Source organism: Nostoc sp. PA-18-2419 (genome assembly GCF_005869855.1).
In the GTDB taxonomy this organism is placed as follows: Bacteria; Cyanobacteriota; Cyanobacteriia; order Cyanobacteriales; family Nostocaceae; genus Nostoc.
Genome location: NZ_SZNH01000018.1, coordinates 77,402 through 101,154, shown reverse-complemented (window position 1 = coordinate 101,154; position 23,753 = coordinate 77,402). Strand labels below are relative to the sequence as shown.

The following is a 23,753-nucleotide window of genomic DNA, read 5'->3' as shown; positions in this document are numbered from 1 at the left end:
TGTGTCTTCTTCGAGCAGGACTTTTTCTTCTTGCAACCGGACTTTTTTCGCAAATGTTCAGCAGCGTTTCAAATAATCTCCAGGATTGATACCAAATTTTTTGCGAAATGCAGCATGAAATGAAGTTGGACTTGCATAGCCAATAATCCGGGCAACTTGTTTAACACTCAACTGCCCCGCCACCAAAAGCGATCGCGCCTGTTCCATGCGATAGTTGTGTAAATAGCCAAACACCGTTGTGCCAAAGCAAAAACGAAAGCCTTCTTTGAGTTTGCGCTCATTAATTCCAGCTTGCTTTGCTAACTCAATTAACGATGGTGGATTGTCAAGATTTCTTAGCAAAATATTTCTCGCCAGATGTATGCGATCAACATCATCTAGTTTTAATAGAGTAGGATTGTGCCTATCCTCTTTTATTTCCAACTCCTCTTGAACGATTAGTGTCATCAACTCCAGCGCCTTGCTCTCTAGATACATCCGTTTAGTCATTCCTTGATAGGGACAGCGCAGTATTTGTTGTACAATATCTTGCATTGCTGCTGTAGTTGTTCCACTGCCGCTACAATTGGACTGTTCTATTGGACTAATGAGACATTTTAACGCTGAAGGAATTTCTCTCTCTACATTGCCTGCAAATGAGCAAAATAGCTCTCGTGCCATCCAAACAGACACAGCCAGATGATGTTGCTCTGGTAAAATTGCACAAATTTCGCTAGGAGCTGCGCCACTACCCCCGAAAAAATACTGTCCTGCTACTCCTGTTTGATGATTTCTTGTATGAATATCCCAAATTTCATGGCTTCCTGAAAGACGAAAGATGTACTGTATGTTATCGCCTGCACGTTCTGGGACTTTTATAACTAGGCGGTCATCAAGTCGGTAGTCGTTAATCAGTAGTCCCAATCCCTCTCGTAACTCAATGATTCGGCTGTATCCTTTACCAAACTGAGATGGATACTGCCAAAGAATATCAAATTCGTCTGAAGAATCGTAGCGTTGTTTGGTTGGTTCATCTTCAAAATAGATTTCCCAGAAGAAATTCCGCGAAATGGAGATGGTCATCTTTGGGCTTGAGCGATTGCAATACTTGCAATAGTTTCTCATGAAGTGAGTCTGAAGTGATATCTATATAAACCTCTTGCAAAAGTCCCCTAACACCCCACCCCCAGGAGGCTCTTTGGGTTCTTTTTTTCTAGAGCGGCATTTGCTAGAGAAGGTGAGATATTCAAGTAAACTAGGGAACGCAGAGAATATGTGGTGTATGAATGGCAAGAAAAAGTCCTCAACCAAAAGCGACATCATCTGAAGTACTAGAATGCGTGCGGCAGAATTGTCCTAGTTGCGGTAAACCAATGTGGAATGAGTACAACAATCTGCGACGCGTGAGAACTCTAAAAGGAGTAGTAGAACTGCGCTTAAAAATTCGTAGTTGTCAATAAGCAGTGATTCGTACCTCAAGGGAAGCAGCACTCTTTTTCAGACCCAGAGAACGCAGAATTTGAGCCGCAGCAATTTCACCGGTTCTACAACCGCCTTCCATATAACCTTGGTATTTTTGAGAGCAATGTTCGCCAGCAAAAAATAGATTGCTCACTTGTTGTTGCTCGGCTCCTGCAATTGTTGTCCACTGTCCAACCAGATAGCAAGCATAGGAGCCTCTTGTATAGGGTTCTCTGCGCCAATAGGCAGTGAGAGGTTGACCTGTGTGGACACTACTAATTCCTGGAAAAATCTTCTCTAATTGTGACAGCAGTTTTTGAGTTTGAGATTCAGCCGAAGTTAGCCCAACAGGTAAACTTTTTTCACCGCCTGTAAAGTCGGTAAGTACACCACTTGCACTCCTTTGATAACGAGAAGCTTCCCATACACTTTGAATATCTAAGTCAGTAGAAACAAATGCTGTGGAGTCATAGCGTGTGCGCCAAAGGCGTTTGTGATAGGCAGTAATTAGCTTGGCATTGTTACCATAACCTAATTGTGCGATCGCTTGCTTTTTCACTACTGGTAACTCTATATTTAGTGCAACTTGGCGCAGAGTACTAAACGGCAGTGCCAGCAAAATTCGCTCATAAATGCGCTCACTAGAGCTTTGAGATGAACGTAAACTAACTCGGTAGCTGCCATCACTGCGAGTTGCGATCGCTTCTAATTGAGTCCCTGTTTCAATTGAATTTATCAAATATCGCGCTAAGGCACGCGGGATTTGGTCATTTCCCCCAACAATTTGATAACGCTCATCACTCTCCCCCAGAATCTGGAAGTTACTCGTATCTGTTCCGATGAACAGTAGCATATTTAAACTAGACTGCGCGGTAGATTCTGTCCCGTATAAACCAGTGTAAGTGACTTGTATTATTTCACTCAATAGTGGATCGATTTCCGCTTGCTGTAAATACTCAGTGATAGAGGTATTATCTAACTTAACAGCAACCTGATTATGTGCGTCATACCGTACAGATTTATTGCCAAGGGCAGCCAAATCTTGCTTAATCTTCTGCGCTAGTGGAATGAACAATGGCAGAATTTCTTTATAAGAAATTTTACGACCTTGAAAATAGAGTGTTCCTTGTATCAAACCTTCATCAGCAGCGTACAAATCTGCAATCGCCAGACCTAATTCTTGTGCCAAAGAACGCAAGCTCTTATGKTTGGTGTCGATAAATTCTCCACCTAAATCTACAGGTATAGAAGTATCTGCAAAATTTTGTAGTGTATATATCCTACCGCCGATCCGATTTCTTGCTTCAACAATATCTACAGGTACTCCAGCTTGAGAAAGGCGATATGCAGCAACAAGTCCAGCAATTCCAGCACCTACTACCAATACTTTTGGAATTGTGGCGTATGTAGTAGGGTCACTTCCTCCACCATGCCATGTTACTGCACCCAGCGCACTTGCTAATCCCAAACTCCCATATAGCAGGCGACGACGAGTAGTTTTGTGTTGGAGAACATCAACGATTTCATCGGCAGGAATTCCCGTATCTCCAGATGAAATCGTGATTTGGTAAGCTTGTCGTAACGATGCGAGCAGTGCCGATCTCGCCATTGGCTGCGCCTTCATCTTGTAGATGGTCACGACAAATGGTATCAACAATTGTTTCCAGTAGTAAACTACCTACAGAACAAAATTGAGAATGGCTGTAAGGTAATTTTGATAAGGGTTTTAGCGATTAATGTCAAGATGTAGTCTGGTAATATTGGCTGACACGTTTGTAAAAATCATCTACGATTTGCCCAATACCCTGCTTTCCACCAAGATTCGCAATCCTCAAAATTACTTGGCTTATCTTGAAAGTATAGTTCTCTAGCCAGTTTTGCTGCTCTAGTTTTTTTTATTTATCCAAGAAGTCTAATGATTAATAACCAATAACCAATAACTAATTCGAGAGTAACTGTGCGTGTAATGCTTTATTGATGCGATCGCCAGAAACTTGTAAATGAGCTAAGGTGTAAATATCGATGTTTTCACTCAGTTGTTTGAGTCTGACATCTATCGCTTTTTGCAATTGATGCAATTTATACCAAGCCAGTGTCCGACCATCTTCAGGTGCATCAGTAGTATGCAACATCATTGCTAGCAAAATATTCAGATATTCTCGTTGCAATGAACGGCGGATGCTAGAAATTGGCTTGAATTCTCTTGGGGTTAAAACTTCTGTCCAGATGCTTGTTTGTAAAGTGTCGAATAATTCAGGAATGGTGAGTGCTTGTCCGGGCTGGGTTTTTAATTCTATATCTTGTAGCCGATTTAACCGTTCGCCATCTAATAGCGATCGCAATATCAGACTTTGGAAATTGAAAATGCGATCGTGAAGCGGATAATCAAGGCGATAATTAGGTACAAAACTACCCCAATGTTGCCAACGCGATGGTGCTAACTGATTCAACAATTGTCCTGAGAAATTAAAAGCATTATCAGCAAACACATATTCTTGTAATTTTGTCAATGCTTGACGTTGTTTGAATAATGAAACTGGTACAAATGCCCAGGAACTATCATCACCAGCATGAAGACGCCGAAACGATTGCCCACCAATGTATTGAGAGAGCAATTTAGCATTACTAAAATAATATAGAAGTACTCTATCGAATAAGACGCGCAAATTGCTATAACTTTCTCCCGGTGATAAATAACCCTTTTCTAAGCGCTGCCACATAACGCGGGCATTATCCATTTGCCACTGGGAATAAACTAAAACATCATTACTCATATCCCAAACATTTGCTAGGGGATTAATGTCTGAGATATCTTCATCTGTTGCGTAAGATAATTCTGGTTGAGGTGAGGCTAAAGCAATCTTTTCCAAAAAACTTTTTTCCGTTTCTGGAATCATTGGCTCAATTTTTGCTGATGGGTTTATTTTATAACCATACTCAATTGCCCATTCATCGTAAGGGCCAATAATCTTTGGAAAATAGTCACCTTGATCTACTCCCTGTGGTGCTACGTTCACGGGTAGATAGTCCATCACCGAACCCACTAAACCTTTAGTGTGAGTAATTTCAGTGTTATTTAACTCTTCAGGTGCTAACATAGCGCTGCCGTGAAAGTTGTGGCGCAAACCGAGAGTATGCCCGACTTCATGAGCAATTAGAGAACGCAAATATTGATGCACATATTCTTGTATGGCTTCACTACTAGGTGCGGCATTTTGTAAAATTGACAATGCTAACACTCCCATATTTGCCTGATTTACAAATCCCTTACCATAGCAAATATCAGCATTTGTTGTGGAAGTCAAAGCTAGAGAGTTAGCAGTCTGGGGTAAGTGTCTATCACTGCATTCGGACGCTAAAGTTATGTTTCTATTCCTAAATTGCTTGTTATTTGATTCCACATAGGTGCGGTATATTTGCCGAATTGAGCGCACCATACTGGCATCAACCATAATATCTGCATCTAATATTTCTCCTGTGAGTGGGTTAATCCGAGTCGGCCCTTTGGCAAAACCTGCATCCAGAGAATTGAACCAGCGAATAGTGTTGTAGCGCACATCTGCCGGTTGCCAATCAGCATTATCCGGCATTTGCTGGACTTGAATGGCATTTTGGAATCCAGCTTTTTCAAATGCTTTGTTCCACATCAAGACGCCCTCACGAATTGCATCCCGATACTCTAGCGGCACAGCATTTTCAATCCAAAATACAATTGGTTTTTTGGGTGGAGATAAAACAGCGTTAGGGTCGGATGGTTCTAAATGCCAACGATTAATGTAACGTACAAATTCTTCTTGAGAGTTATTGTTAGAGAAATCTTGGAAGGCAGTAATAAAATATCCAACCCGATCGTCGGCAAGTCTAGGAATATAACCGTTGTTTTCTTTTAACTGGGAAAAACTGTAATGCACCTTGAGACTGAGTGCCCTACTATCAGGTACAGTAACTAAATTTGCTCCTTCTGATGATGAAAAACCGTAAATCGAATCAATCTCTACATTTTGCGGGAAGCTGTTGACATCACCGAAATAAGACTTACTTAGCTCCAACTGATAATCAGCTTGCAAAGAGTATTTTAATAAAGGAGTTAGTCCCGGAAAATCCTGCATTAACAGGTCATCTAGGTCGAGCAAAATATTTTTACTAAATGGATGAATACTATGAATTTCTATAGAATAAATAACTGAATCGCTAAACGAACGGACAAGCGATCGCTCTTCTGTGATACTTTTTGTACGAAATTTCACATTCCGAATTACAAAATGCAATTTATTATTTATTTGTCGAAAATAAAATAGAAAATCAGCAAGAGGTAATCCACTATAGATCCCACTTTCACCAATACCTGATTCTAATGTGATTGTAGCTAAATAATTCTTATTTAGCTGCTCTGGTTTAATTTCTAAGTAAATTTTGCTTAAGTCATCATTACAATAAAGTGTGAAAAGTCCCTCTAGTTTACCTAACTTTTTGGCTATTTCACTGAACTGACGAAAATCTGCTTTTTTACTGTTCCCAAAATTATTGTCAGCACTTGCTAAGTTTTCAATTACTGAGAGTGCATTTAATGACTGCACATCAATATTTGAAAGTTGACTAGCTTCTGCGTAATCTGTCACTAGTAACAAGTTGTACAAAAAAACTATAAAGATTATTAATTTTGCAACCCAGTATTTCATCCTTTAGCTTTCCACCTCAAGCAGTTATCGTGTTGAGAAGAAAAATGTTGGCTAAGTGTCGATAGCCTAAAAATAGTGTTATTTTTGATTGCTATTAGTAAATTTTGAGAAATTATGCATTTTCCGCCAAAATTTATTTATACATCAGACTTCTATGTTTTCAGATACATAACTTATATATCTAAAGACGTATATTTTTTGAGACTAGATTATTGTATTAAAATGCAAATGTAGCACTAAAATTGTATTAAGTGCTACATTTAGTCTAGTAAGAAATCTCAAGCACAAGTTATAAAAATGTAGTGTGGCTCGTCAAATCAGCCTATTTCCAAAGTATTGTTCCTAATTTCACTCATTTGGACGTGATAGCGATTCTTATACCTTGTCATCAGACTTTGTTGTCTGGTAGATTCTGGTCGTAGCAAGCTTGAAGAGTACTTGCTAAAAATAGAGTGCAGAAGTTAGAGCAAAAGAAAAATTCAAGATTTGCTTGATTTGAGAATTATAAATTATCGTTCTTCCCTCAAGCATATAGTGCTACTTAACTATTTGTGAATGATAATATCATCAAGTTCTTTAATAAATCCAGGATCTCAGTCTTGTGATTTGAGTAGAATCAAATAAAATTGCTCTAGCTGCCTTTTTTAGTTCGCCAGCACGTTGTTTGACCAGAGTAAGCTCATTTATTTGACAAATCCCCTATTACCGAGGATTGAAAAATATTTGATTTTTTATAACTGAGATATGTCTTTTGTTAGAAGGATAATTATTTTTTTCTAGTTAGTCTTTTATGTGTACTGAAAAAAGCGCCCTAATTTCCATGACAAGTTTAATTTCTAACATCTTTGGTCATATCAGTTCCCTGCTTAAAGGACTTGAGGTAAAACGTTTTTTAGCTGTTGCCTTAGTTGGTTTTCTAGTACTGACCACGAATATGACTTCTGGGTACACTGACAAAAACTTAGGTCAAAGAGTTCGCGAACAGGTACAGCAAGATGATGCTCGCAGACCGAAAACAACAGGTGAATGGAATAAAGAAGCTCGTGAAACAGAAGGTAATCCTGGAAAACGGCTTCAAAAAATTGGGGAAGAGTCAGCAGAAGCCTTTAAACAATTTGGCTCAGGCTATGTAGAGGGCGCAAAAAACACTGCTAGTGATGTAGGTGATAGTGCAGCAGAAGCTGGCAGAAATATCGCTAAATAAGGGATTTTCAGAAAATAAACTATCCCTCTTCTGTGGTGGGCATCTTGCCCGCCCTGAATATGGCAGGGGTGAGGACACCTATCCCACAAAAGATATAGAATGTTTTTTATTCTAAAGTCCCTAATTTTAACCTAAATGCAGTAGATTGAAAAGTTTTGCGACGCCTATGGCAGGCGTAGCTATCGTTGAAAAATAGTAGTGTATAATACCGTTTTTGGGTAAATATAAAAAAGTTGATTGCCTTAGACGAAAGATAAGATTTACCTATTAATAAATTTCTGAAATTTTACAATTATCTATATCATTCTAGAAATTATTTTTAGTTTTTATTAGCAAATAAGATGCCTTCGCCCTGACCATGTTATGAGGTGGGATTTGCTGTTACGCTCTTGGGAGATTTATTAGCTTTACTTATGTTCTAATTTCAAGTGAGCTTCTGAATACTAGTGTTTAAAGTTATATAGTATCTCAAAAAATCTTACTGAAACAGCGTTCATTACAGAGCGATAGCTTCAGTGAGCTGAGTCGCTTTGCGACACACTGCATGTAGCTTGCTTCCTGAAGGGTACGCTAACGCAAAACTTTTCAGTCTACTGATGTTTATTTAACCTTTAGTTAACTTATCCTTAATTACAGTATGTATACCAACTTACTGTATTTTTTGTAAGTTAACAAAGTCAGGTGTGCCGATGCTGAAGACTCAAGATCCTACACAAGTCTTGATATTGTTAATTGGAGGTTCCACTCTGCTTCTGTACGGAGTGAGACTAGTTACTGATGCAATGGAGCGGGCATTAGGTTCACGTCTGCGAGTAGTGATGATGAGGCTGGCAAGGCGTCCTCTGGCAGCTTTTATATCAGGGATTATCGTAACTATGCTGACCCAAAGCTCCACAGCAACTGCCTCGGTGATGGTGGGACTGGTTAGCGCCCAGTTAATACCCTTAGCAGCAGCAGTAATCATGCTACTGGGAGCTGCTGTAGGCTCTACATTGGTTGTACAACTGTTGGCGTTCCACATTACTGAATATGCACAACAGTTCCTGGGTTTAGCGGCGGCGTTTGCGCTATTGACCCAACGCAATGCACTGCGGGATGTTGGTCGTGGTGTATTCAGTTTTGGGTTGGTGTTGCAGGGTTTAGCAATGATTGACGCCAGTAGCGCTCCCATTGCTGATAGTCCGATTACGAATGAAATTATGCAGGCACTCTCCCAGTCTCCTCTAGTACTGGTATTACTGGGAATCTTGCTGGCAGCAGCATTTGTCTCTAGCATTGCCGCAATTGGAATTGTTATGGCTTTGGCTGGAGGGGGTGCGCTCCCACTAGAAGCAGCTCTGGCAGTAATGCTAGGTGCTAATATTGGCACAACACTCATGCCCTTACTTACTGCATTAAATCGAGGCAGCGTTGTCGGACGCCGACTAGGGTTCATCTATGTTGGCACTAGGCTCCTTGGGGGAGGATTCGTGCTGGCATTGCTGAATCCCTTAACAGTGTTGTTGACTCGTCTGCTGCCCAATCCTTCAACACAAGTAGCATTAGCACACCTGGGATTTAACTTAATACTGGCGATCGTTTTTGTACCACTAGCAAGTCTACTTGCAGACTTAGCGACCAGACTTCTACCAGAGCCTCAGACAGAAAAGAAACTAAGTGTGCGCTACCTTGACCCCAATGCGTTGACGCTGCCTGCCGTCGCACTCGGTCAAGCAATGCGTGAGATTCTGCGGATGGCAGATTTGTCCGCAGAGATGTTACAGCTTAGTATTCAGGCGTTTGAAGATGGGGTAAAAGATTTACCTAAACGGATTGCGGCACTCGATAACCAGCTTGATGACCTAGAAACTGCTGTTAAGCATTACCTAATTCAACTCAATGATGAATTGCTGACGGCAGAACAGTCGCAACGAGAGTTAACATTACTGTCTATTAGTACCGAGTTAGAGGCAATTGGCGATATCATCGACAGACAACTTATGCGATTAGCCCGACGCAAACGGCGCAAACAAATTGCTTTTTCTCAGCCAGAGTGGAATGATATTGTTGCTTATCACACAGAGGTGCTGGGACTGCTGCAACGAACACTCACAGGGCTAGCTGCACAAGACTCAACTATTGCAGATGAAGTATTGTCCCAGCGGCAGTGGCTCAATCAATTTAAGCGGGAAATTTATCTACGGCATCTCCAGCATTTGAGTTCAGGAGATCCTGTTAGTCTTAATGCCAGCTCCATTCTCTTGGAGATGGTTAATGCAATGAGTCGTATTCTTTCTCACATCAGTAGCATTGCCCGTGCCATTCAGGGAGAGTTATAATACAAAGTTGCGATAGATTGTATTATTTAGCGGTTCTCTTAGGGACTTTCAGAAAATAAATTATCCAATTTAATCAGGTGATATTTTCTATCTTCCCCATACTCCCTGCTAATAACTGCCTACCCCATCGATGAAATATTTTTTTAATTGGAAGTCCCTTACCTGGGAATGGGCACTTGATTGATTACCGACGCAATTACCGCGTCAATTTGTAAGCCATCCAACATCGCTTCTGGTTTTAAAATCAGTCGATGACGTAGCAACGGCGATGCAACTGCTTTGACATCATCTGGTGTGACAAAATCCCTTCCTGTTAACCACGCTAAGGCTTGAGATGTCTGTAACCAAGCACCAGCAGCGCGAGGCGATGCACCTAAAGTTAAATCCGGATATTGACGCGATATTCTCACCAACGCTAACAAGTAATCAACGATCGCTTCTGATACCTTAACTTCTTTGACTGCTTGTCGTGCTTGCAAAATATCGGCTACTGTCGCAACTGGTTTCAAACGGCTAATATCCAAACGCCGTGCTGCAAATCCCGCCTGACGATTGAGTAACATTTGCTTTTCAGCAGCTTGCTCAGGGTAATCTACCACTAACTTAAATAAAAACCTATCTAACTGCGCCTCTGGCAAAGGATAAGTCCCCTCAAATTCTAGAGGATTTTGAGTTGCAATCACCCAAAATAACTCCGGCAAGGGTAAACTTTCTCCATCTAACGTTACCTGCATCTCTTCCATAGCTTCCAGTAGCGCTGCTTGTGTCTTAGGCGGAGTTCGGTTAATTTCGTCTGCTAGCAGCACTTCAGTAAATATTGGACCTTTTTTTAAAGTAAAATTACGGCTATTTAAGTCAAAAATATTTATACCAGTAATATCCGATGGTAAAACATCTGGTGTTAGTTGAATTCGGCGAAACTCCCCTTTAATTAACTGTGCTAATACTTTTACTAATAAGGTTTTACCAGTCCCTGGTACTCCTTCTAAAATTATGTGTCCACCAGCTAGCAGCGCCACTAAAAGTTGTTGTATGAGGCTGGATTGTCCGACAATTACTTGATTAAGACCTTGACCAAGGCGAATTAAAATAGGATGGGTTTCGCTCATAATATTAATTTGTCATTTATCATTGATTACGAATTACGAATTACGAATTACGAATTACGAATTAATCTAATTGTTCGCCATTTTCCCAACCAGCTTAACAGCTCTTGTTCACTCATGGGCTGTTTGCGTGATTGCAGCTTTAAAACGGCATCTAGTTCTGCGCCACTTGCACCTGTTTTTTCTATCCAGAAATTGAGCAAAGCTTGATGTTCGAGGGGTATTTGTCCTAATCCCAAGGCTTTTTGCAGGTGCAATTGTTCCTGTTTTCCCACCATTTCAGTTACAAAGTCAGTGGTATCAGCTTTCTGCAATACTAAGGCTAAGGCTTGGATGTATGCCTTGCTATTGTCTGGGACTGGTGTATCTAAAGTTAGTGGTTTCCCAAAACGGCGATTCTGCGCCCAAATCAGCATCAATAGTAGGATACCTACTTGGATAAAAATTGGAAATAAAGGAGTCTTAGCAAAAAAACTAGATAAATCTCCTTCACTTTCTTTCTGCCTGACATCGGCATCTTTATACCCATGGATATATTCATCCACAAATATTGTGTTACCGTTTTTGACTATATCGGCTAAATACCTAAAATTACTTAAATTATCTTGATAGGCATTGGCAGCTAAATAAGGAGTGGTAGAAAAAATTACCTTGCCTTGCTTGTATTTTTCTTGCCAAACAATAGCACCAAAGCGATCGCCTAAATCAATTTGCTTTTGGTTAACTTTTTTATTTCGTCTGCGCGTATCAATTTTAATATCGCCGTTGAGGGATTTTTGCACGGTGCTAAAGTCTGCTTCGGTAACTCGCCCCCCCGTACCTAAGATTACCAAAGTATTTCCTTTTTCTACCCATTCACGTTCTTGACTATCAAGGGTTGTATCTCTGGGATAGCTGCTAATCACAAGGAAGGTGACTGGACTATTCTCTGAATGAATTTCATTAAAAGGCTTTTGCCAGCGTTTGATAGAAATTCCTTGATGTTCGATGAAAGCATACCAAGCGCCATAGCCATTGGGGGCACGGTTATAAGTAGAGCCAGCATCAAGTTTGGTATTATTAGGAGCTGCAATCAAAGTCAGTAAAACTATCGCTGCAAGTGCGATCGCTCCCATCCAAGCAAGGCGATTTGAACGTTTCATTTTCCAGTTTCACAATCGTCAATTCATTTTATAATCTATAATCAGTATTTTGAGTACTAATACTTACTTATTGTTCAGTAAAATTAGTCAGAGAATTAACTTTAATTAAATTCTGCATTCAAACACTTATGGTAATAAACTGTAGTAGTTTCTCAAATTATGCGGATGATAATCTTAACGGTTCGCGTGGCGGCTTCAATCGTTAAATCACGGTAAAACAGGCTGGGAATCAGAGATTATGGGGAAAAGTCGAGTTTGTAACTCAAAAATTTGATTTTTCTCAATAATTTACGCAATTTTAGCTGGATTTCTCTTAGTAGGCAGATGCCAATCTTCTCGAAGTTGTATTTGCATGACTTGACATCCGCTAAAGTCGTACTGACGTAAAAAACCCCACCCTTGAGAGAGGGTAGGGTTAGTTATATTACTAAGGCTATATAACTTAATATGATATCACGCAAATTAGATAAGCGATCGCTCGGATACAATAATCAAACCGACACAATCAAGTTGAAATCAAGTTTATACACATTTCAACTTGTTTGGTAATGTTTAAATTTGTTTCGGCTACATAATAAATTCAAAGACAACATTTAGCCAAAATTCATCAATTCTGACTTCCATACTCTGTTTTAATACCAACTAAGTTAGAATAGATATCTAAAAGTGCGATCGGCATCGTAAGTTGAAGATATGATGGTCAACTTAATAGACGATCGTACTTATATCAATAAAATCTTTAGCTTATTCTTTATTGGATTACTGCCAAATATGGCTAAAATTCTATCATCCAACTGCCAATATTTAATCAGTGTCACTAATCAAGACAACGAGCGCACCTGGTATCATTGCACTTGTAAAATGAATACTTGTGATGACGAATAGTTTATTATGTAACAATATTAGCTGATAATAAAATTTGATAAAGGTTAACATCCGTTTCAACTAAACAAGCATGACCGCTATTAGGTAGAGTGATTATTTGAGAATTCGGGAAAATATTACTTAAATGTTGTGCCTCTGCTTGTGAAGGTAAGAGTCGGTCGTTTTTGCTAGCAATAAGTAACACAGCTTGAGTAATTTTAGATAACTTTTTTTCATCAATATCAAATTCTCTCATTAAAGATAAACGCTGATTAGCAGTATTTTTTGGTGCAGAACTAGTCGATTTTAAAAGAGCTTGGCTAGCAACAGGTGAAATTCGATTTAAATTAGCTAGAAAAGGTAAAGATATTAACGAAGAAATTTTATAAAATAAATTAGGTGTGTAAGGAAACAACAGCGAACCTAAATTCAGCCAAGGTACTCTATGAAATGAAGAAGCAGAATTAATTAAAATAATTTTTGTAAATAAGTGAGGAAATTTCTCTAAAATTTTTAGAGCCAAGCAACCACCGAATGATTCTCCACAGAGATAAACAGGCAATGTGTCACGACATGCAACTTCGTGTTTTTTCGATACTTTTTCTAGTTCTATCTGGGTTAAATTTACCACTTGTTCTGTGATTTTATCCCAACTTGTTAGCTCGTCAGGTGGAATTACAAAACAACGTACATTAAAAGCAGCTTCTAAACTTGCTGTTTGGATATGCATTAGTTCCTTTCCAGTCTCATCCATTCCTGGTAGAAATACAAAAAGTGGATAATTAGGATTAGATGGCTGGCTAGTTAAAAAATAAGGATGACTGCGAATTTTAGATGACATAACTAGGACTAATATCAATAACGAAGATGATAATTTAATATCGGTTATCAAGGAATTTAAATTAAGGCTCAAGTGGAGTAAAAATAGAGTTTTTGGACTACATGATATAGGTATTTAGAAACCATAGTATTGATATTGCTATAGTTTCTTATCGTTCTCTAGAAAGATATAAATGCTGTGGTTTTGAGTAAGTCTTAGCTAAATCGACAAGATTGCTCAATAGTTGGAGTCTCGTCGAGTTGCACCATTATCAAAACAGCCGGCTCATTGCCTACTGTTCCAGATAAGTGACCTTTATGACCTCGGGCGTCTGCTTTGGTACCTTGGTCTTCTCCAAATGAAATTTCGCCAGGCCCCATTTCTACTCGTTGGCCGTCCATAGTCTCCACAAACCAACGTCCCGATAAAGGGATGATCCATTGGGGTTTCGGGTTCTCATGCCAGTTTCCAACCCATCCCACAGGTAGCACAGTAAAGGTGATTGTTGCACCAGACTGCTTCAAATTAGAAAGCCACTGGGGCGAGGTATCTGGGGCTATACCTTTTTGAATGAAGTCTTGAATTTGGCAACGGGACTGGTGGCTTACACCGTCTTGGTCAATCCAGACGTGCCAGTATTCAATTGTCGGCTTGGGCGATTGATTATTCTGCATAAAGTATAGCTCCATTTAATTATGCATTTGGATGACAAAAATCTTTAATCAATAAGTTTATAGTCAGCAATTTAGTGTTTAAATATTTGAGGACTAAAGTTTTTACTGCTAACACCAAAATTACTTACTACTATTCAACTACAACTGTGTAATTACGCCCTTCCCATTTACTGCTTTCAATCCAGAAAAAGGTAAAGTTGATTGGCTGTTGCTGGTTATCAGAAATATAAATATCTACAAAATCTACTCCTAATTTTGTGGAAGTAGAAAGCGTATCTTTGACAGTTTGCCAATTATCTTGTGACCAATGTAACCCAAAAGATGCTAAAGCCTGAATTCGTAATTTATAGCCTTTTTTAACTTTATCTATTTGACGGTTAAACTTCCAAATTTCTAATGATTTACATTGGTTTCTTTCGCCTAAATATCGATTCGCCACCTCTGGAATTAAATCAAACACCTGACCATCATGATTTGATCGTAGCAACTTGATATACTCTGCGTGTGCCCACATCAAAGGCATGGCGGAACCTGTTGGTTTTCCTAAATACATATGAATCTCAGGTCTATCAGCTTCATCCCAAACTTGTTCTGGCAGCAAACAAGTGTTTGRAGCAAATCCCTCCGTCGCTTTAATATATGTTTTGATATCGCCACCAGCAGCTAATTCATAATGTCCTCGTTCTGCTGCTAAAAGAGGCCAAGCACGTCCTTTGCCCCAACCAGTATAAGGACTTCCATCTTCTTGCTGACCATAGCCGTCGTGGTTGTAACGATGCCAACAAGGCCCAACAGGTGTATCTACTTTCAAGATTGCATCGATTACTTTCACAGAATCAACGATAATCGGGTCATCAGGTTTACGAATTCCGTAACGCACCAATTGGAGAAACCCGCCATCGACAATTTCCTTCGCCGGAAATTCTGCTGATTCATCAGGTGAATGATTTTTAATAAAAATAGTTCCTTGGTTAGGATTTTCGTTGGGTTGAGGATTATCAATATCTGAAGGAGTAATCCGAATATAATGGCGTTTGATGCCAGGAACTAAAGTGCCTTCAGTAGTAACTGTCCAAGCTTCAAGGTGAGATTCTAAAAAATCGGCATATTCTTCAATAAATTGTGCCGTTAGTTCATCCCCATATTCACGAGCAAATTCAGCAGCACAAATCAGGGCTGCAATATTAGATGCCAGTGTTGATGGTGAATAACCGCTGTTTTCTTCCCATCGTTCTTGTTGTGTAGCAGGGCCGTATCGGATCAAATAACCTGCTGCCCGCAGAACCATTGGATAGACATCAAAGTTTGAGCAAGCATTTTCCTGGTGCAATAGCCGTGCTAGTAAAATAGGAAACGCTACCTCATCAAGCTGGATACCTTTCCAGTAAGGTTCGCCATCAACCSAAAAATTTTGGGCAAAACCCCCGTCTTCCTGTTGACTGGTGGCTAGATAAATTAGCGATCGCACTGCTGTATCAGTTTTACCAGCAGCCACTAACGCTGCAACACTGTTGACCATATCCCGCGTCCAGACAAGGTGATATCCGCCTTGGTCTTCGTCGTTCTTGGCTTCACCCCAAGGAATAGCCATAGATGCAATTAAAGCACCTGGATAAGCTTTGTCTTCATGAGCTAAAAGCAGACTAATGCTGTTGTGATATAATTTACCATCATCATCAGAAATATTTTCTAATGAATGGATGCCATTGCGCGATCGCTTCCACTGTTCAAGATAGTCTTGCTTCTGCTTTTGAAAAGGCACGTTGAGCGACTGAAGCAGTGTAGAAATTGCATTGTGCAGGTTTGTACCAAATGCTAGTCCTAAAGTAAACTCATTACTCTCATCTAAATTGAGTTCTCCAGTCAAAGCCAGATTGCCATTCAAAGCACTGTCAAACTCCCAATCCATCTGGAAATTGTCTGCTAAATCTGTCCAACCATCACTTTCACCGACGTAGCCACAGGAAAGACGCTTGAAGGGAACTGTTGCACCTAACGCCAGCCATGTTCCTTTTTTTTCAGCCGTGAGAATATGATAACCACCAACTTCTACAGCGTAACCATTATTACTTTCACCTCCAACTTCTAAATGCGGCGCACACAATGCATATAACTGGAGTTGAGAAATAAACTCGCGCTCTCCTGTTAATTTTGTGTGTTGTAAAATACAGGACAAATGCGGGTCAGCAATTACTTCTTTAATTACAGCATAACGTCCTTGTGGATCGAAATTCGTAATCCGGTATCCTAAACCATTAGTCCACATAAATTCCATTTTTGATTCGAGATCGCGTTGTTCTTCATGGAAAAAGCTTTTTCCATCACAAATTAGATACTGTAAATCCCGAATTTGGGGTCGATCTACTGTAGGATAGTATACTTCTGTAATGATACCGTCCCAGATAGTAAACCAAATGCGACTAGAGGTAGAGTAAGCTGTTCCGACTCCATCTTTACTAGCATGAGTCCATCGAGGATCGATACCCGGTGAGCCAAAAGCCTGTACTTGACCAAGAATTTTTACCATGATTTATGGTTTTGGAAATACTGTAGGTAATTAATAATCAGCGTTGCTCAATCAAAGGATGAATTTGCCTCATGCAGAGACAAAACAATATTTATATAAAAGGAGCGTAATTAATTTTGTCATAAACTTATTTAATAGCTTGGAGGAAAATTGCGAGTAGCAGCTAAAGATTTAGCTTCAATAAAAATTTGTTTTATTTCCGGATGTTTTTGGCGAATTTTTACTTCTAAACTCTCTACGGTTAATGCTATTTCTTCACCTGTGAGATTTTTAGAGAATTGAATTTCTAAGTTGAGTAATACTTCTTGTGGAGCAAGCTGCATTGTTAGTATACGTATGACTTCTTGCACTTTTGGTTCTGTTTTTGACACAGAACGGATGTTGGCTATGGTTTGAGGATTAGCACTTTCTCCAACTAATAATCCTTTACTTTCCCTTGCTAATAACACTGCTACTACAGCTAATATAATACCGATAATAATCGAGGCAATGCCATCAAAATAAATATTATTAAATAAGTGTCCCAAGAAAATTCCTAAAAAGGCAACAACTAAGCCCAAAATTGCCGCCGAATCTTCAAATAATACAGTAAATACTGTAGGGTCTTTACTGTTTTTGATTGCTTGCCAGAAATGTTCTTTACCCTTGGTTGGCAAAAACTCTTTTAAAGCTACAGTCCAAGAAAAACCTTCAAGTATAATTGCTATACCTAATACAATATAATTCCACATAGGGTCTTCTAAAGGGCTGGGGTTTCTTAAATGAGTAATTCCTTCATAAATTGACATACCCCCACCAATGGCAAAAATCAGGATAGCAACGATTAAAGTCCAAAAGTAAAGTTCTTGACCATAACCAAAGGGATGACTATCATCTGCTGGCTTTTGACTCATGCGGAGTCCCAATAAAAGTAGCAGTTGGTCGCCAGTGTCTACAATTGAATGAATCCCTTCAGATATCATGGCCGAACTGCCAGTAATAGTGGCAGCAATAAATTTTGTAACAGCGATCGCTAAGTTAGCACCCATTGCCGCAAAGATTGTTTTCTTAGATGAATCAGTTGCCATGAATGTAAATAATTATCCAGAAACTTGCAATTGACCTATTTTACTAGTAACTTTTCATCGCGTTTGTTCTTTTTGGGTGTCAGAACGTTCTTTGCTTTCACCTCAAAGATATCTGCAAAATCTGAACGAATTGCTAGCATCAGTTGAAATCGATTGGTTCTAAGTGATAGTTTGTGATATAGATATCTTCATGCATGTTTCTAGTCCGTTTTTTACCCATTATCTGCAAACCCCGGATACAAGGTCATGCCTCCGTCTACAAAAAGTGTTGTGCCATTGACATAATCAGATTCATCAGAAGCCAGCCAAACTGCTGCTTTGGCAATATCTTCTACATTACCCACTCGTTTAGCTGGAATCAATTCTAGTAATTTTGCCTCTGCTTGCGGAGTATCCCAAGCTGATTTATTGATTGGGGTTTTGATAGCACCAGGGGCAATACTATTAACACGAATTTTGTGGGGAGCAAGTTCTTGGGCAATACTTTTCATCAGCATATTAATTCCCCCTTTACTAGCAGCGTAATTAACATGACCCGCCCAAGGAATAACTTCATGCACCGAACTAATATAAATAATTTTACCTGCGGCAGATGAAATTTGCGGCTGTACTCCTCGACGTAAGAATTCCTTTGCAGCTTCTCGCGCACATAAGAATTGTCCTGTCAGGTTTATTCCAATAACTGTATTCCATTGATTAAGGCTCATATCTACAAAAGGTGCATCTTTTTGCACACCTGCGTTATTGACTAAAATATCAATGGTTCCGAAGTGCTTAAGTGTCTGGCTAAACATCGCCTTAACTTCATCTTCGTTACTGACATCAGCTTGGATTGCAAAAGCTTCACCATTTGCAGCCTTAATATCATCGACAATTTTTTGAGCTTCTTGGGCTTGAGAATGATAGTTAACAACCACAGCTGCACCGGCTGAAGCTAAACTGCGAGCTATACCTTCACCTATACCAGAACTAGCACCCGTTACAAGTGCTTTTTGACCTTTGAGCAGATAAGGGGAGTAGCTCATAGTGCTTCCTTAAAATGTAGAGCTTTATTGTGTGTGACACTGCCAATTAGCAGCATTCAGAAATGATCACTGATTTGATAGCCTCAATCGTAGAACTGCTTATAAAACAAACCTATAATTAATCTGTGCTAAATATCACTTATATGTACTTGATTTAGGAGAACAATTTTTAGATTCTGGGATTACTTTAGAAGTTTGTGATGGCGATCGCTTCTAGCTGTTGAAGTAAAAAATATCTCTAACTAAAGAATTAGAAAAATTTCATTCATTATTGGATGAAATCCTCAAAGCAGCAAGTTAACAGTAGTTTATGGTAATCAGAAAATAGATATTGTAGGAACTTGCAACTTCATTTTTTAGTATAGAGGCTGTTAAATATGTGTAGTCACAATCTACAGGTACAAAGAATTAGGGCTATTGGCTTAACGGTGACAAGCTGCGATCGCTCTTTGGATTTCTATAGACAAGCACTTGATTTTGAACTCGTTTGTGACATCACTGTTGCAGATGAAGGTTATAACAACCTAGAAGCTGTGACTGGCACAAAAGTTCGGATTGTGACTTTACGGCTAGGTAATGAACTTATCAAGTTGATGGAGTATCTCAACTTCAAGGGAAAACCTATCCCTAGTGATTCACAGAGTAATGATTTGTGGTTTCAACACATGGCGATTGTGGTGAGTGATATGGATCGCGCTTATACTCATCTGCGTTCGTTTTCCATTGAATCCATATCCGTTGAGCCGCAAACCATGCCACCTGATAATGAAGCATCAGCTGGTGTGCGCGCTTTCAAGTTTAAAGACCCTGACGGGCATGATTTAGAGTTGATTTGGTTTCCGCCTGACAAAGGACAAGAAAAATGGCATCAGCACACGAATCGCTTATTTTTAGGAATCGATCATAGTGCGATCGCAGTTTCCAATACCGAGCAGAGTCTACACTTTTACCGCGACCTTCTGTTAATGCAAATTGATAGCCGCAGTCTTAATTGGCAATCAACCCAAACTCGCTTGGATAATTTACCAAAAGCCAAAGTCCAAATTACAGCACTGCGACCTGTTGAAGACGGTGTGGGAATTGAACTGTTAGACTACATTTTGCCTGGAAAGGGTCGTTCTATACCGAGTGACTGGAAAAGTTATGATATTGGACATATTCAAATGGAATTAGTTGTAAATAATATTGAGCCGCTAGTGGATAAGCTACGACACAACCAAGTGCAGTTTCTAGATAGCTCATTTGGTGACAATCAAGGTTACTTAATAAAAGATCCTGACGGACATCCAATTTTGCTGATTGCTGAAGAAGATGAGGAGAATTTTCAGAAATCAACAACAGAATCTCATGCGACATAAATCGTAATAAATTTAGTCATATTTTTGTCACAATTTTGCAATAGCTCTGTCAATACGACGTGTAATGCTATAGCTCTGGATTCGGAAATAGTCTGATACTAAATCCACACACCAGAATCTACCGAGGAGAATCATTGATAAGGCACAAGCTCTTATAAAGATGATTCTATCAAATCGAAATTGCAAAATCTCACCAAGTTGGAAGAAATAAAAAGATGAATTGGAAACTACTTGCTTTGCTCCCGGCTCTAACTATAGCCACTGCTGTACCTGCTTACTCTTTAACCAATAACAAAAGCCAAAATCCGGCTACTGCTACTCGTGTCGCACAAAGTACTCAGCAAGGCAGCACGATGAAAAAACCTAATGCTATGCACAAGCCTAATGCTGTACACAAGTCCAATACTATGGCAAAGCGTAGTAGTGGTGGTGTACTGACAGTAGGCAGCACAGGAGAGGGAGTGAAAAATGTCCAGAATTCTTTGAAGCAGCAAGGATTTTATACGGCAAGTGTGAATGGTGTCTTTGATAACAAGACTCGGGCAGCGGTGATGAAATTTCAGAAGTCAAAAGGATTAAGAGCAGACGGAATTGCTGGACGCCGCACTTTAGCAGCTCTTAAATAAATAGAAATTAGAAATCAGAATATAGAATTCAGGAGTGTTTTTGGTTTTGCTCCTGAGTTCTAAATTTTTATCGATTGTATAATTAAATAATTAGTAATTCGTAATTCGTAATTCATCCTATAAGTCAGTAACTTTAGTTATAAAATAATAATTACGAATTATCTCTTACCAAATTGCCTGTATGGTGAGGTGTTAAAGATGATTTATCGTCCAAAAATTAAAGCATCAAGTGAATAAGCACCAGGGCCGATAACTGCGATCGCAATCAGCATCACACAAAAGAGAAAGGCTTTTTCCCAACTTGGTGGTTCGGCTTTTCCTAAAGGGCCTTTGTACTGATCTTCGGGAATTAAGTAAGGGTCTGCGGCAACAAAGGGCTTACCTTCAATTAGATGTAACCAGATTGCAAACAACATAGAAGCCAAAATCGGCAAAGTTGCTAAAAGTGTGAGTAATCCCAAAATAAGGAAAAATCCACCACCCAACATTGTCCATGCAGAGATAAAGCAAAGAAACACGGGTGTTTTGAGAGACTCAGCCCATTGGCGAAGATGCACTGCTTTTGGATAGCCGTGGAGGAGGAACAAACCGCCAACACTGACTCTGAGCAATAAAAGCGCTAATCCCGGAAGTCCGCCAGGATAGACATGAGACAGAGAACTTAATAGATACGGGCCTAGAAATGGATAATTAACTGAAGCTAATACAACCATTATCTTGGGTAGCACCCACACAGCGATCGCTACGCCTAGCATAAATTGATAAATCATAACTGCACACCACGGGTATTAAGGTCGATAACATATAAGGATTTACCTGCTGTGATAAACAGGCGATCGCGTTCTCTACCACCAAAAGTTAAATTAGCGCTTGTTTCTGGTACAAGAATTTTCCCTAACTGAGTTCCGTCGGGGGCGTATACTTGCACGCTGTCTTGAGAACTAGTAAAAACATTGCCATGTTCGTCAATCCGCAATCCATCGGGTTGTCCTGGATCGATAATTGCGAACACGCGACCATTCTTCACATGGCGGGAGTCTACAGTTTCGTAGACACGAATATGATGAGGGCCGCCAGGAATATTAAATGCAGCTGTATCTGAAACATATAAAAGGCTTTCGTCTGGACTGAAAGCTAGCCCATTCGGACGTACCATGTCAGTGACTACAGGATAAATTTCACCAGTTGTCGGATCGAAGCGGTAGACGTAACTTCCGGGTTGTTCTGGTTCGCCCCCATAACCTTGATTTGGCTCGGTGATCCCATAAGGCGGATCTGTAAACCAAATCGTGCCGTCGCTTTTTACTACCAAATCATTGGGACTGTTAAGGCGTTTGCCTTGATAGCGATCGACTAAAATCTTCCATTCACCATCGTCTTCGCATCGGATGATCGCCCGCAAACCAGATGAACAAGCAACCAGACGATCTTGCAAGTCGCGGTAATTACCGCTTTGATAATCAGATGGATCGCGGAGGACGGTTACATTGTCAGTAGGACTCCAACGTAACAGGCGGTTGCTGTGAGCGTCACTCCAGACAACGCTATCATCTTCGTGGAAGTAAACAGGCCCCTCGCTATGGACTGCACCATTGGCAAGCTTTTGGAGTAAAGCACCTGGGCGTACTAAGGCACACATGCGATCGTCATAAATCTTAATGGCTTGGGCCATAAGAATCTCCTGTTATTCAACTTAGTTACTGGCAATCAATAGCAGGTTCAGGCTAATACCAAACTTGTATAAAGGTATATTGAGGTATTCATTATTATAAAAGTACAATTTTCAACTTTCACAATTTTTACTAATTTTTAAGTTTAATTTTTTAGATAATTGGTATGAAGATAATTATTATTCAATGAACTTTGATTTACCTCAAACCATAGATATATTCTCATATAAACATTTTTTCTATTTTTATTAAGAAATGCTTCAATTGGATTATACTAATTAATTCTCTTTTTCGGAATTATTTTCTTTGAGCAAATACTTTTTCAAAGTCAGTTTTGATAAAGTATACTTTGTCAAGTATTTTGCTTAAATTTACATCCAATCTACCCAATTTAGATAATATTTTACAAAAATATGAAATAAAAAATAAACATTACCCTTTCTTTAGGTATAAATAAAAGTTAACCCATTAAATAAAATCTAAAATTTTAAGTTAGTAATGTAACTGTTGGTCTGGTTTCTATCAATTCATCCACACCAAAAATTTTTCAATTATCAGTTCAAATAAATGTTTTCAGAGTTTATCTATGTCCAAAGATGGAACTTTTGATTTTAAATATATACCAATTATGACTTGAAAAAGTCAAATTAGATGAAATAAACTAAAGCATCTAAGCAAAAACTATCTGAATATTTTTCTGTTAATTCGGCTTAGCAGAAATTGTCTACAATATATAGAAACGAATAACCTATGGATCTTGGTCTTAAAGATAAAGTCGCTGTAGTTACCGGAGCTGATTCTGGCATTGGGAGAGCGACAGCCGAACTGCTTGTTCGTGAGGGTGCAAAGGTTACTATTCTTGATAAGACTTCAGAAACTCTTCAACAGGCAGCGGCGGAATTAAAAATCTGGAGAAATATTTACTGTTCAGGCAGACCTCACCCAGCCTAAAGAAGTTGAAGCTGCCAAAGAGCAAATACTTGAGCGCTTTGGAACAGTTCACATTCTTGTCAATGCAGCAGGGATTACAGGTGCTACAGGAGATTTCCTGGAGCTTAGCGACGAGGAGTGGTATGAGACGATTAGTGATAAACAGAGTATAGGAAGTTTTTTGTTGTTATATTAATTAAGAATGAATGGGTGAAAAGACTTGCGCCCACACTCAAATTAGATTTAGTTTTTCCGATTGGAATCTGTTGCTAAATTTGAAACAATTSATATAACTATTATTCT

The 23,753-nt window shown here is 39.4% G+C and carries 20 protein-coding genes; 7 read left to right on the top strand and 13 right to left on the bottom strand.

Annotation, left to right across the window (positions count from 1 at the left end; genetic code table 11):
- Nucleotides 1-57 precede the first annotated feature (57 nt).
- Nucleotides 58-1,062 carry a helix-turn-helix transcriptional regulator gene (locus FCR06_RS19090; RefSeq protein WP_189523488.1) on the bottom strand — a complete coding sequence of 335 codons (1,005 nt, stop codon included), beginning with the start codon at nt 1,060-1,062 and terminating at the stop codon, nt 58-60.
- 203 nt (nt 1,063-1,265) lie between these two features.
- Here FCR06_RS19090 and FCR06_RS32800 point away from each other — a divergent pair, with 203 nt between their 5' ends.
- Nucleotides 1,266-1,439 carry a hypothetical protein gene (locus FCR06_RS32800; protein WP_189523487.1) on the top strand — a complete coding sequence of 58 codons (174 nt, stop codon included), beginning with the start codon at nt 1,266-1,268 and terminating at the stop codon, nt 1,437-1,439.
- Here the strand turns inward: FCR06_RS32800 and FCR06_RS19085 are convergent.
- A complete protein-coding gene (locus tag FCR06_RS19085; protein ID WP_138502516.1) occupies nt 1,433-3,049 on the bottom strand; it encodes a flavin monoamine oxidase family protein in 1,617 nt (538 codons plus the stop codon). The genes FCR06_RS32800 and FCR06_RS19085 overlap by 7 nt on opposite strands.
- A 331-nt stretch (nt 3,050-3,380) precedes the next feature.
- Nucleotides 3,381-6,119, bottom strand: coding sequence for a zinc-dependent metalloprotease (locus FCR06_RS19080; RefSeq protein WP_138502465.1), 2,739 nt, complete (start codon nt 6,117-6,119; stop codon nt 3,381-3,383).
- An 820-nt stretch (nt 6,120-6,939) separates the two neighbouring features.
- Here FCR06_RS19080 and FCR06_RS19075 point away from each other — a divergent pair.
- Both FCR06_RS19075 and FCR06_RS19070 read left to right on the top strand, forming a co-directional pair.
- Nucleotides 6,940-7,323, top strand: coding sequence for a hypothetical protein (locus tag FCR06_RS19075; protein WP_138502463.1), 384 nt, complete (start codon nt 6,940-6,942; stop codon nt 7,321-7,323).
- 689 nt (nt 7,324-8,012) lie between these two features.
- Nucleotides 8,013-9,641 (top strand): Na/Pi cotransporter family protein, encoded by a 1,629-nt coding sequence (locus FCR06_RS19070; protein ID WP_138502461.1) that lies wholly within the window; start codon nt 8,013-8,015, stop codon nt 9,639-9,641.
- A 158-nt stretch (nt 9,642-9,799) separates the two neighbouring features.
- Here FCR06_RS19070 and FCR06_RS19065 read toward each other — a convergent pair whose 3' ends face one another.
- The 8 genes from FCR06_RS19065 to FCR06_RS19035 form a co-directional block, all read right to left on the bottom strand.
- Complete coding sequence (locus FCR06_RS19065) at nt 9,800-10,750, bottom strand: AAA family ATPase (protein WP_138502459.1); 951 nt, start codon at nt 10,748-10,750, stop codon at nt 9,800-9,802.
- A gap of 47 nt (nt 10,751-10,797) precedes the next feature.
- The gene (locus FCR06_RS19060) at nt 10,798-11,889 is read right to left on the bottom strand and encodes a DUF4350 domain-containing protein (protein ID WP_138502457.1); all 1,092 of its coding nucleotides are present in this window, start codon (nt 11,887-11,889) and stop codon (nt 10,798-10,800) included.
- 889 nt (nt 11,890-12,778) lie between these two features.
- Entirely contained in the window at nt 12,779-13,594 is an 816-nt protein-coding gene (locus FCR06_RS19055; protein WP_138502455.1) for an alpha/beta hydrolase, read from the bottom strand.
- 194 nt (nt 13,595-13,788) lie between these two features.
- A complete protein-coding gene (locus tag FCR06_RS19050) occupies nt 13,789-14,247 on the bottom strand; it encodes a cupin domain-containing protein (protein ID WP_138502453.1) in 459 nt (152 codons plus the stop codon).
- 130 nt (nt 14,248-14,377) lie between these two features.
- The gene (locus tag FCR06_RS19045) at nt 14,378-16,774 is read right to left on the bottom strand and encodes a glycoside hydrolase family 15 protein (protein WP_138502451.1); all 2,397 of its coding nucleotides are present in this window, start codon (nt 16,772-16,774) and stop codon (nt 14,378-14,380) included.
- A gap of 131 nt (nt 16,775-16,905) precedes the next feature.
- On the bottom strand, nt 16,906-17,841 hold the full coding sequence (locus tag FCR06_RS19040) for a cation diffusion facilitator family transporter (RefSeq protein WP_138502449.1): 936 nt from the start codon (nt 17,839-17,841) through the stop codon (nt 16,906-16,908).
- Between the two features lie 35 nt (nt 17,842-17,876).
- The gene (locus FCR06_RS34815; RefSeq protein ID WP_411268007.1) at nt 17,877-17,981 is read right to left on the bottom strand and encodes a hypothetical protein; all 105 of its coding nucleotides are present in this window, start codon (nt 17,979-17,981) and stop codon (nt 17,877-17,879) included.
- A 72-nt stretch (nt 17,982-18,053) separates the two neighbouring features.
- The gene (locus FCR06_RS19035; RefSeq protein WP_138502447.1) at nt 18,054-18,866 is read right to left on the bottom strand and encodes an SDR family oxidoreductase; all 813 of its coding nucleotides are present in this window, start codon (nt 18,864-18,866) and stop codon (nt 18,054-18,056) included.
- 377 nt (nt 18,867-19,243) lie between these two features.
- Between FCR06_RS19035 and FCR06_RS19030 the strand changes: the two genes are divergently transcribed.
- Both FCR06_RS19030 and FCR06_RS19025 read left to right on the top strand, forming a co-directional pair.
- Nucleotides 19,244-20,224: a VOC family protein gene (locus FCR06_RS19030; RefSeq protein WP_138502445.1), complete on the top strand. Its 981-nt coding sequence runs from the start codon at nt 19,244-19,246 to the stop codon at nt 20,222-20,224.
- A gap of 215 nt (nt 20,225-20,439) precedes the next feature.
- Nucleotides 20,440-20,850 (top strand): peptidoglycan-binding domain-containing protein, encoded by a 411-nt coding sequence (locus FCR06_RS19025; protein WP_138502443.1) that lies wholly within the window; start codon nt 20,440-20,442, stop codon nt 20,848-20,850.
- 203 nt (nt 20,851-21,053) lie between these two features.
- On the opposite strand, the gene FCR06_RS19020 is transcribed toward FCR06_RS19025, so the two are convergent.
- Both FCR06_RS19020 and FCR06_RS19015 read right to left on the bottom strand, forming a co-directional pair.
- Nucleotides 21,054-21,620: a DoxX family protein gene (locus FCR06_RS19020; RefSeq protein ID WP_138502441.1), complete on the bottom strand. Its 567-nt coding sequence runs from the start codon at nt 21,618-21,620 to the stop codon at nt 21,054-21,056.
- Nucleotides 21,617-22,522: an SMP-30/gluconolactonase/LRE family protein gene (locus FCR06_RS19015; protein WP_138502439.1), complete on the bottom strand. Its 906-nt coding sequence runs from the start codon at nt 22,520-22,522 to the stop codon at nt 21,617-21,619. The genes FCR06_RS19020 and FCR06_RS19015 overlap by 4 nt, the downstream gene beginning before the upstream one ends.
- Before the next feature lie 748 nt (nt 22,523-23,270).
- On the opposite strand from FCR06_RS19015, the gene FCR06_RS34625 reads away from it, so the two are divergent.
- Together FCR06_RS34625 and FCR06_RS34810 are read left to right on the top strand one after the other, a co-directional pair.
- Nucleotides 23,271-23,471 carry an SDR family NAD(P)-dependent oxidoreductase gene (locus tag FCR06_RS34625; protein ID WP_138502437.1) on the top strand — a complete coding sequence of 67 codons (201 nt, stop codon included), beginning with the start codon at nt 23,271-23,273 and terminating at the stop codon, nt 23,469-23,471.
- Entirely contained in the window at nt 23,437-23,646 is a 210-nt protein-coding gene (locus FCR06_RS34810; protein WP_138502514.1) for an SDR family NAD(P)-dependent oxidoreductase, read from the top strand. The genes FCR06_RS34625 and FCR06_RS34810 overlap by 35 nt, the downstream gene beginning before the upstream one ends.
- Nucleotides 23,647-23,753: the final 107 nt, after the last annotated feature.

What these genes read in the sequence shown, in the direction of transcription:
- FCR06_RS19090 (WP_189523488.1), bottom strand. Translation starts at nt 1,062, where the DNA reads ATGACCATCTCCATTTCGCGGAATTTCTTCTGGGAAATCTATTTTGAA.
- FCR06_RS32800 (WP_189523487.1), top strand. Translation starts at nt 1,266, where the DNA reads ATGGCAAGAAAAAGTCCTCAACCAAAAGCGACATCATCTGAAGTACTA.
- FCR06_RS19080 (WP_138502465.1), bottom strand. Translation starts at nt 6,119, where the DNA reads ATGAAATACTGGGTTGCAAAATTAATAATCTTTATAGTTTTTTTGTAC.
- FCR06_RS19075 (WP_138502463.1), top strand. Translation starts at nt 6,940, where the DNA reads ATGACAAGTTTAATTTCTAACATCTTTGGTCATATCAGTTCCCTGCTT.
- FCR06_RS19070 (WP_138502461.1), top strand. Translation starts at nt 8,013, where the DNA reads ATGCTGAAGACTCAAGATCCTACACAAGTCTTGATATTGTTAATTGGA.
- FCR06_RS19065 (WP_138502459.1), bottom strand. Translation starts at nt 10,750, where the DNA reads ATGAGCGAAACCCATCCTATTTTAATTCGCCTTGGTCAAGGTCTTAAT.
- FCR06_RS19060 (WP_138502457.1), bottom strand. Translation starts at nt 11,889, where the DNA reads ATGAAACGTTCAAATCGCCTTGCTTGGATGGGAGCGATCGCACTTGCA.
- FCR06_RS19055 (WP_138502455.1), bottom strand. Translation starts at nt 13,594, where the DNA reads ATGTCATCTAAAATTCGCAGTCATCCTTATTTTTTAACTAGCCAGCCA.
- FCR06_RS19050 (WP_138502453.1), bottom strand. Translation starts at nt 14,247, where the DNA reads ATGCAGAATAATCAATCGCCCAAGCCGACAATTGAATACTGGCACGTC.
- FCR06_RS19040 (WP_138502449.1), bottom strand. Translation starts at nt 17,841, where the DNA reads ATGGCAACTGATTCATCTAAGAAAACAATCTTTGCGGCAATGGGTGCT.
- FCR06_RS34815 (WP_411268007.1), bottom strand. Translation starts at nt 17,981, where the DNA reads ATGCTAGCAATTCGTTCAGATTTTGCAGATATCTTTGAGGTGAAAGCA.
- FCR06_RS19035 (WP_138502447.1), bottom strand. Translation starts at nt 18,866, where the DNA reads ATGAGCTACTCCCCTTATCTGCTCAAAGGTCAAAAAGCACTTGTAACG.
- FCR06_RS19030 (WP_138502445.1), top strand. Translation starts at nt 19,244, where the DNA reads ATGTGTAGTCACAATCTACAGGTACAAAGAATTAGGGCTATTGGCTTA.
- FCR06_RS19025 (WP_138502443.1), top strand. Translation starts at nt 20,440, where the DNA reads ATGAATTGGAAACTACTTGCTTTGCTCCCGGCTCTAACTATAGCCACT.
- FCR06_RS19020 (WP_138502441.1), bottom strand. Translation starts at nt 21,620, where the DNA reads ATGATTTATCAATTTATGCTAGGCGTAGCGATCGCTGTGTGGGTGCTA.
- FCR06_RS19015 (WP_138502439.1), bottom strand. Translation starts at nt 22,522, where the DNA reads ATGGCCCAAGCCATTAAGATTTATGACGATCGCATGTGTGCCTTAGTA.
- FCR06_RS34625 (WP_138502437.1), top strand. Translation starts at nt 23,271, where the DNA reads ATGGATCTTGGTCTTAAAGATAAAGTCGCTGTAGTTACCGGAGCTGAT.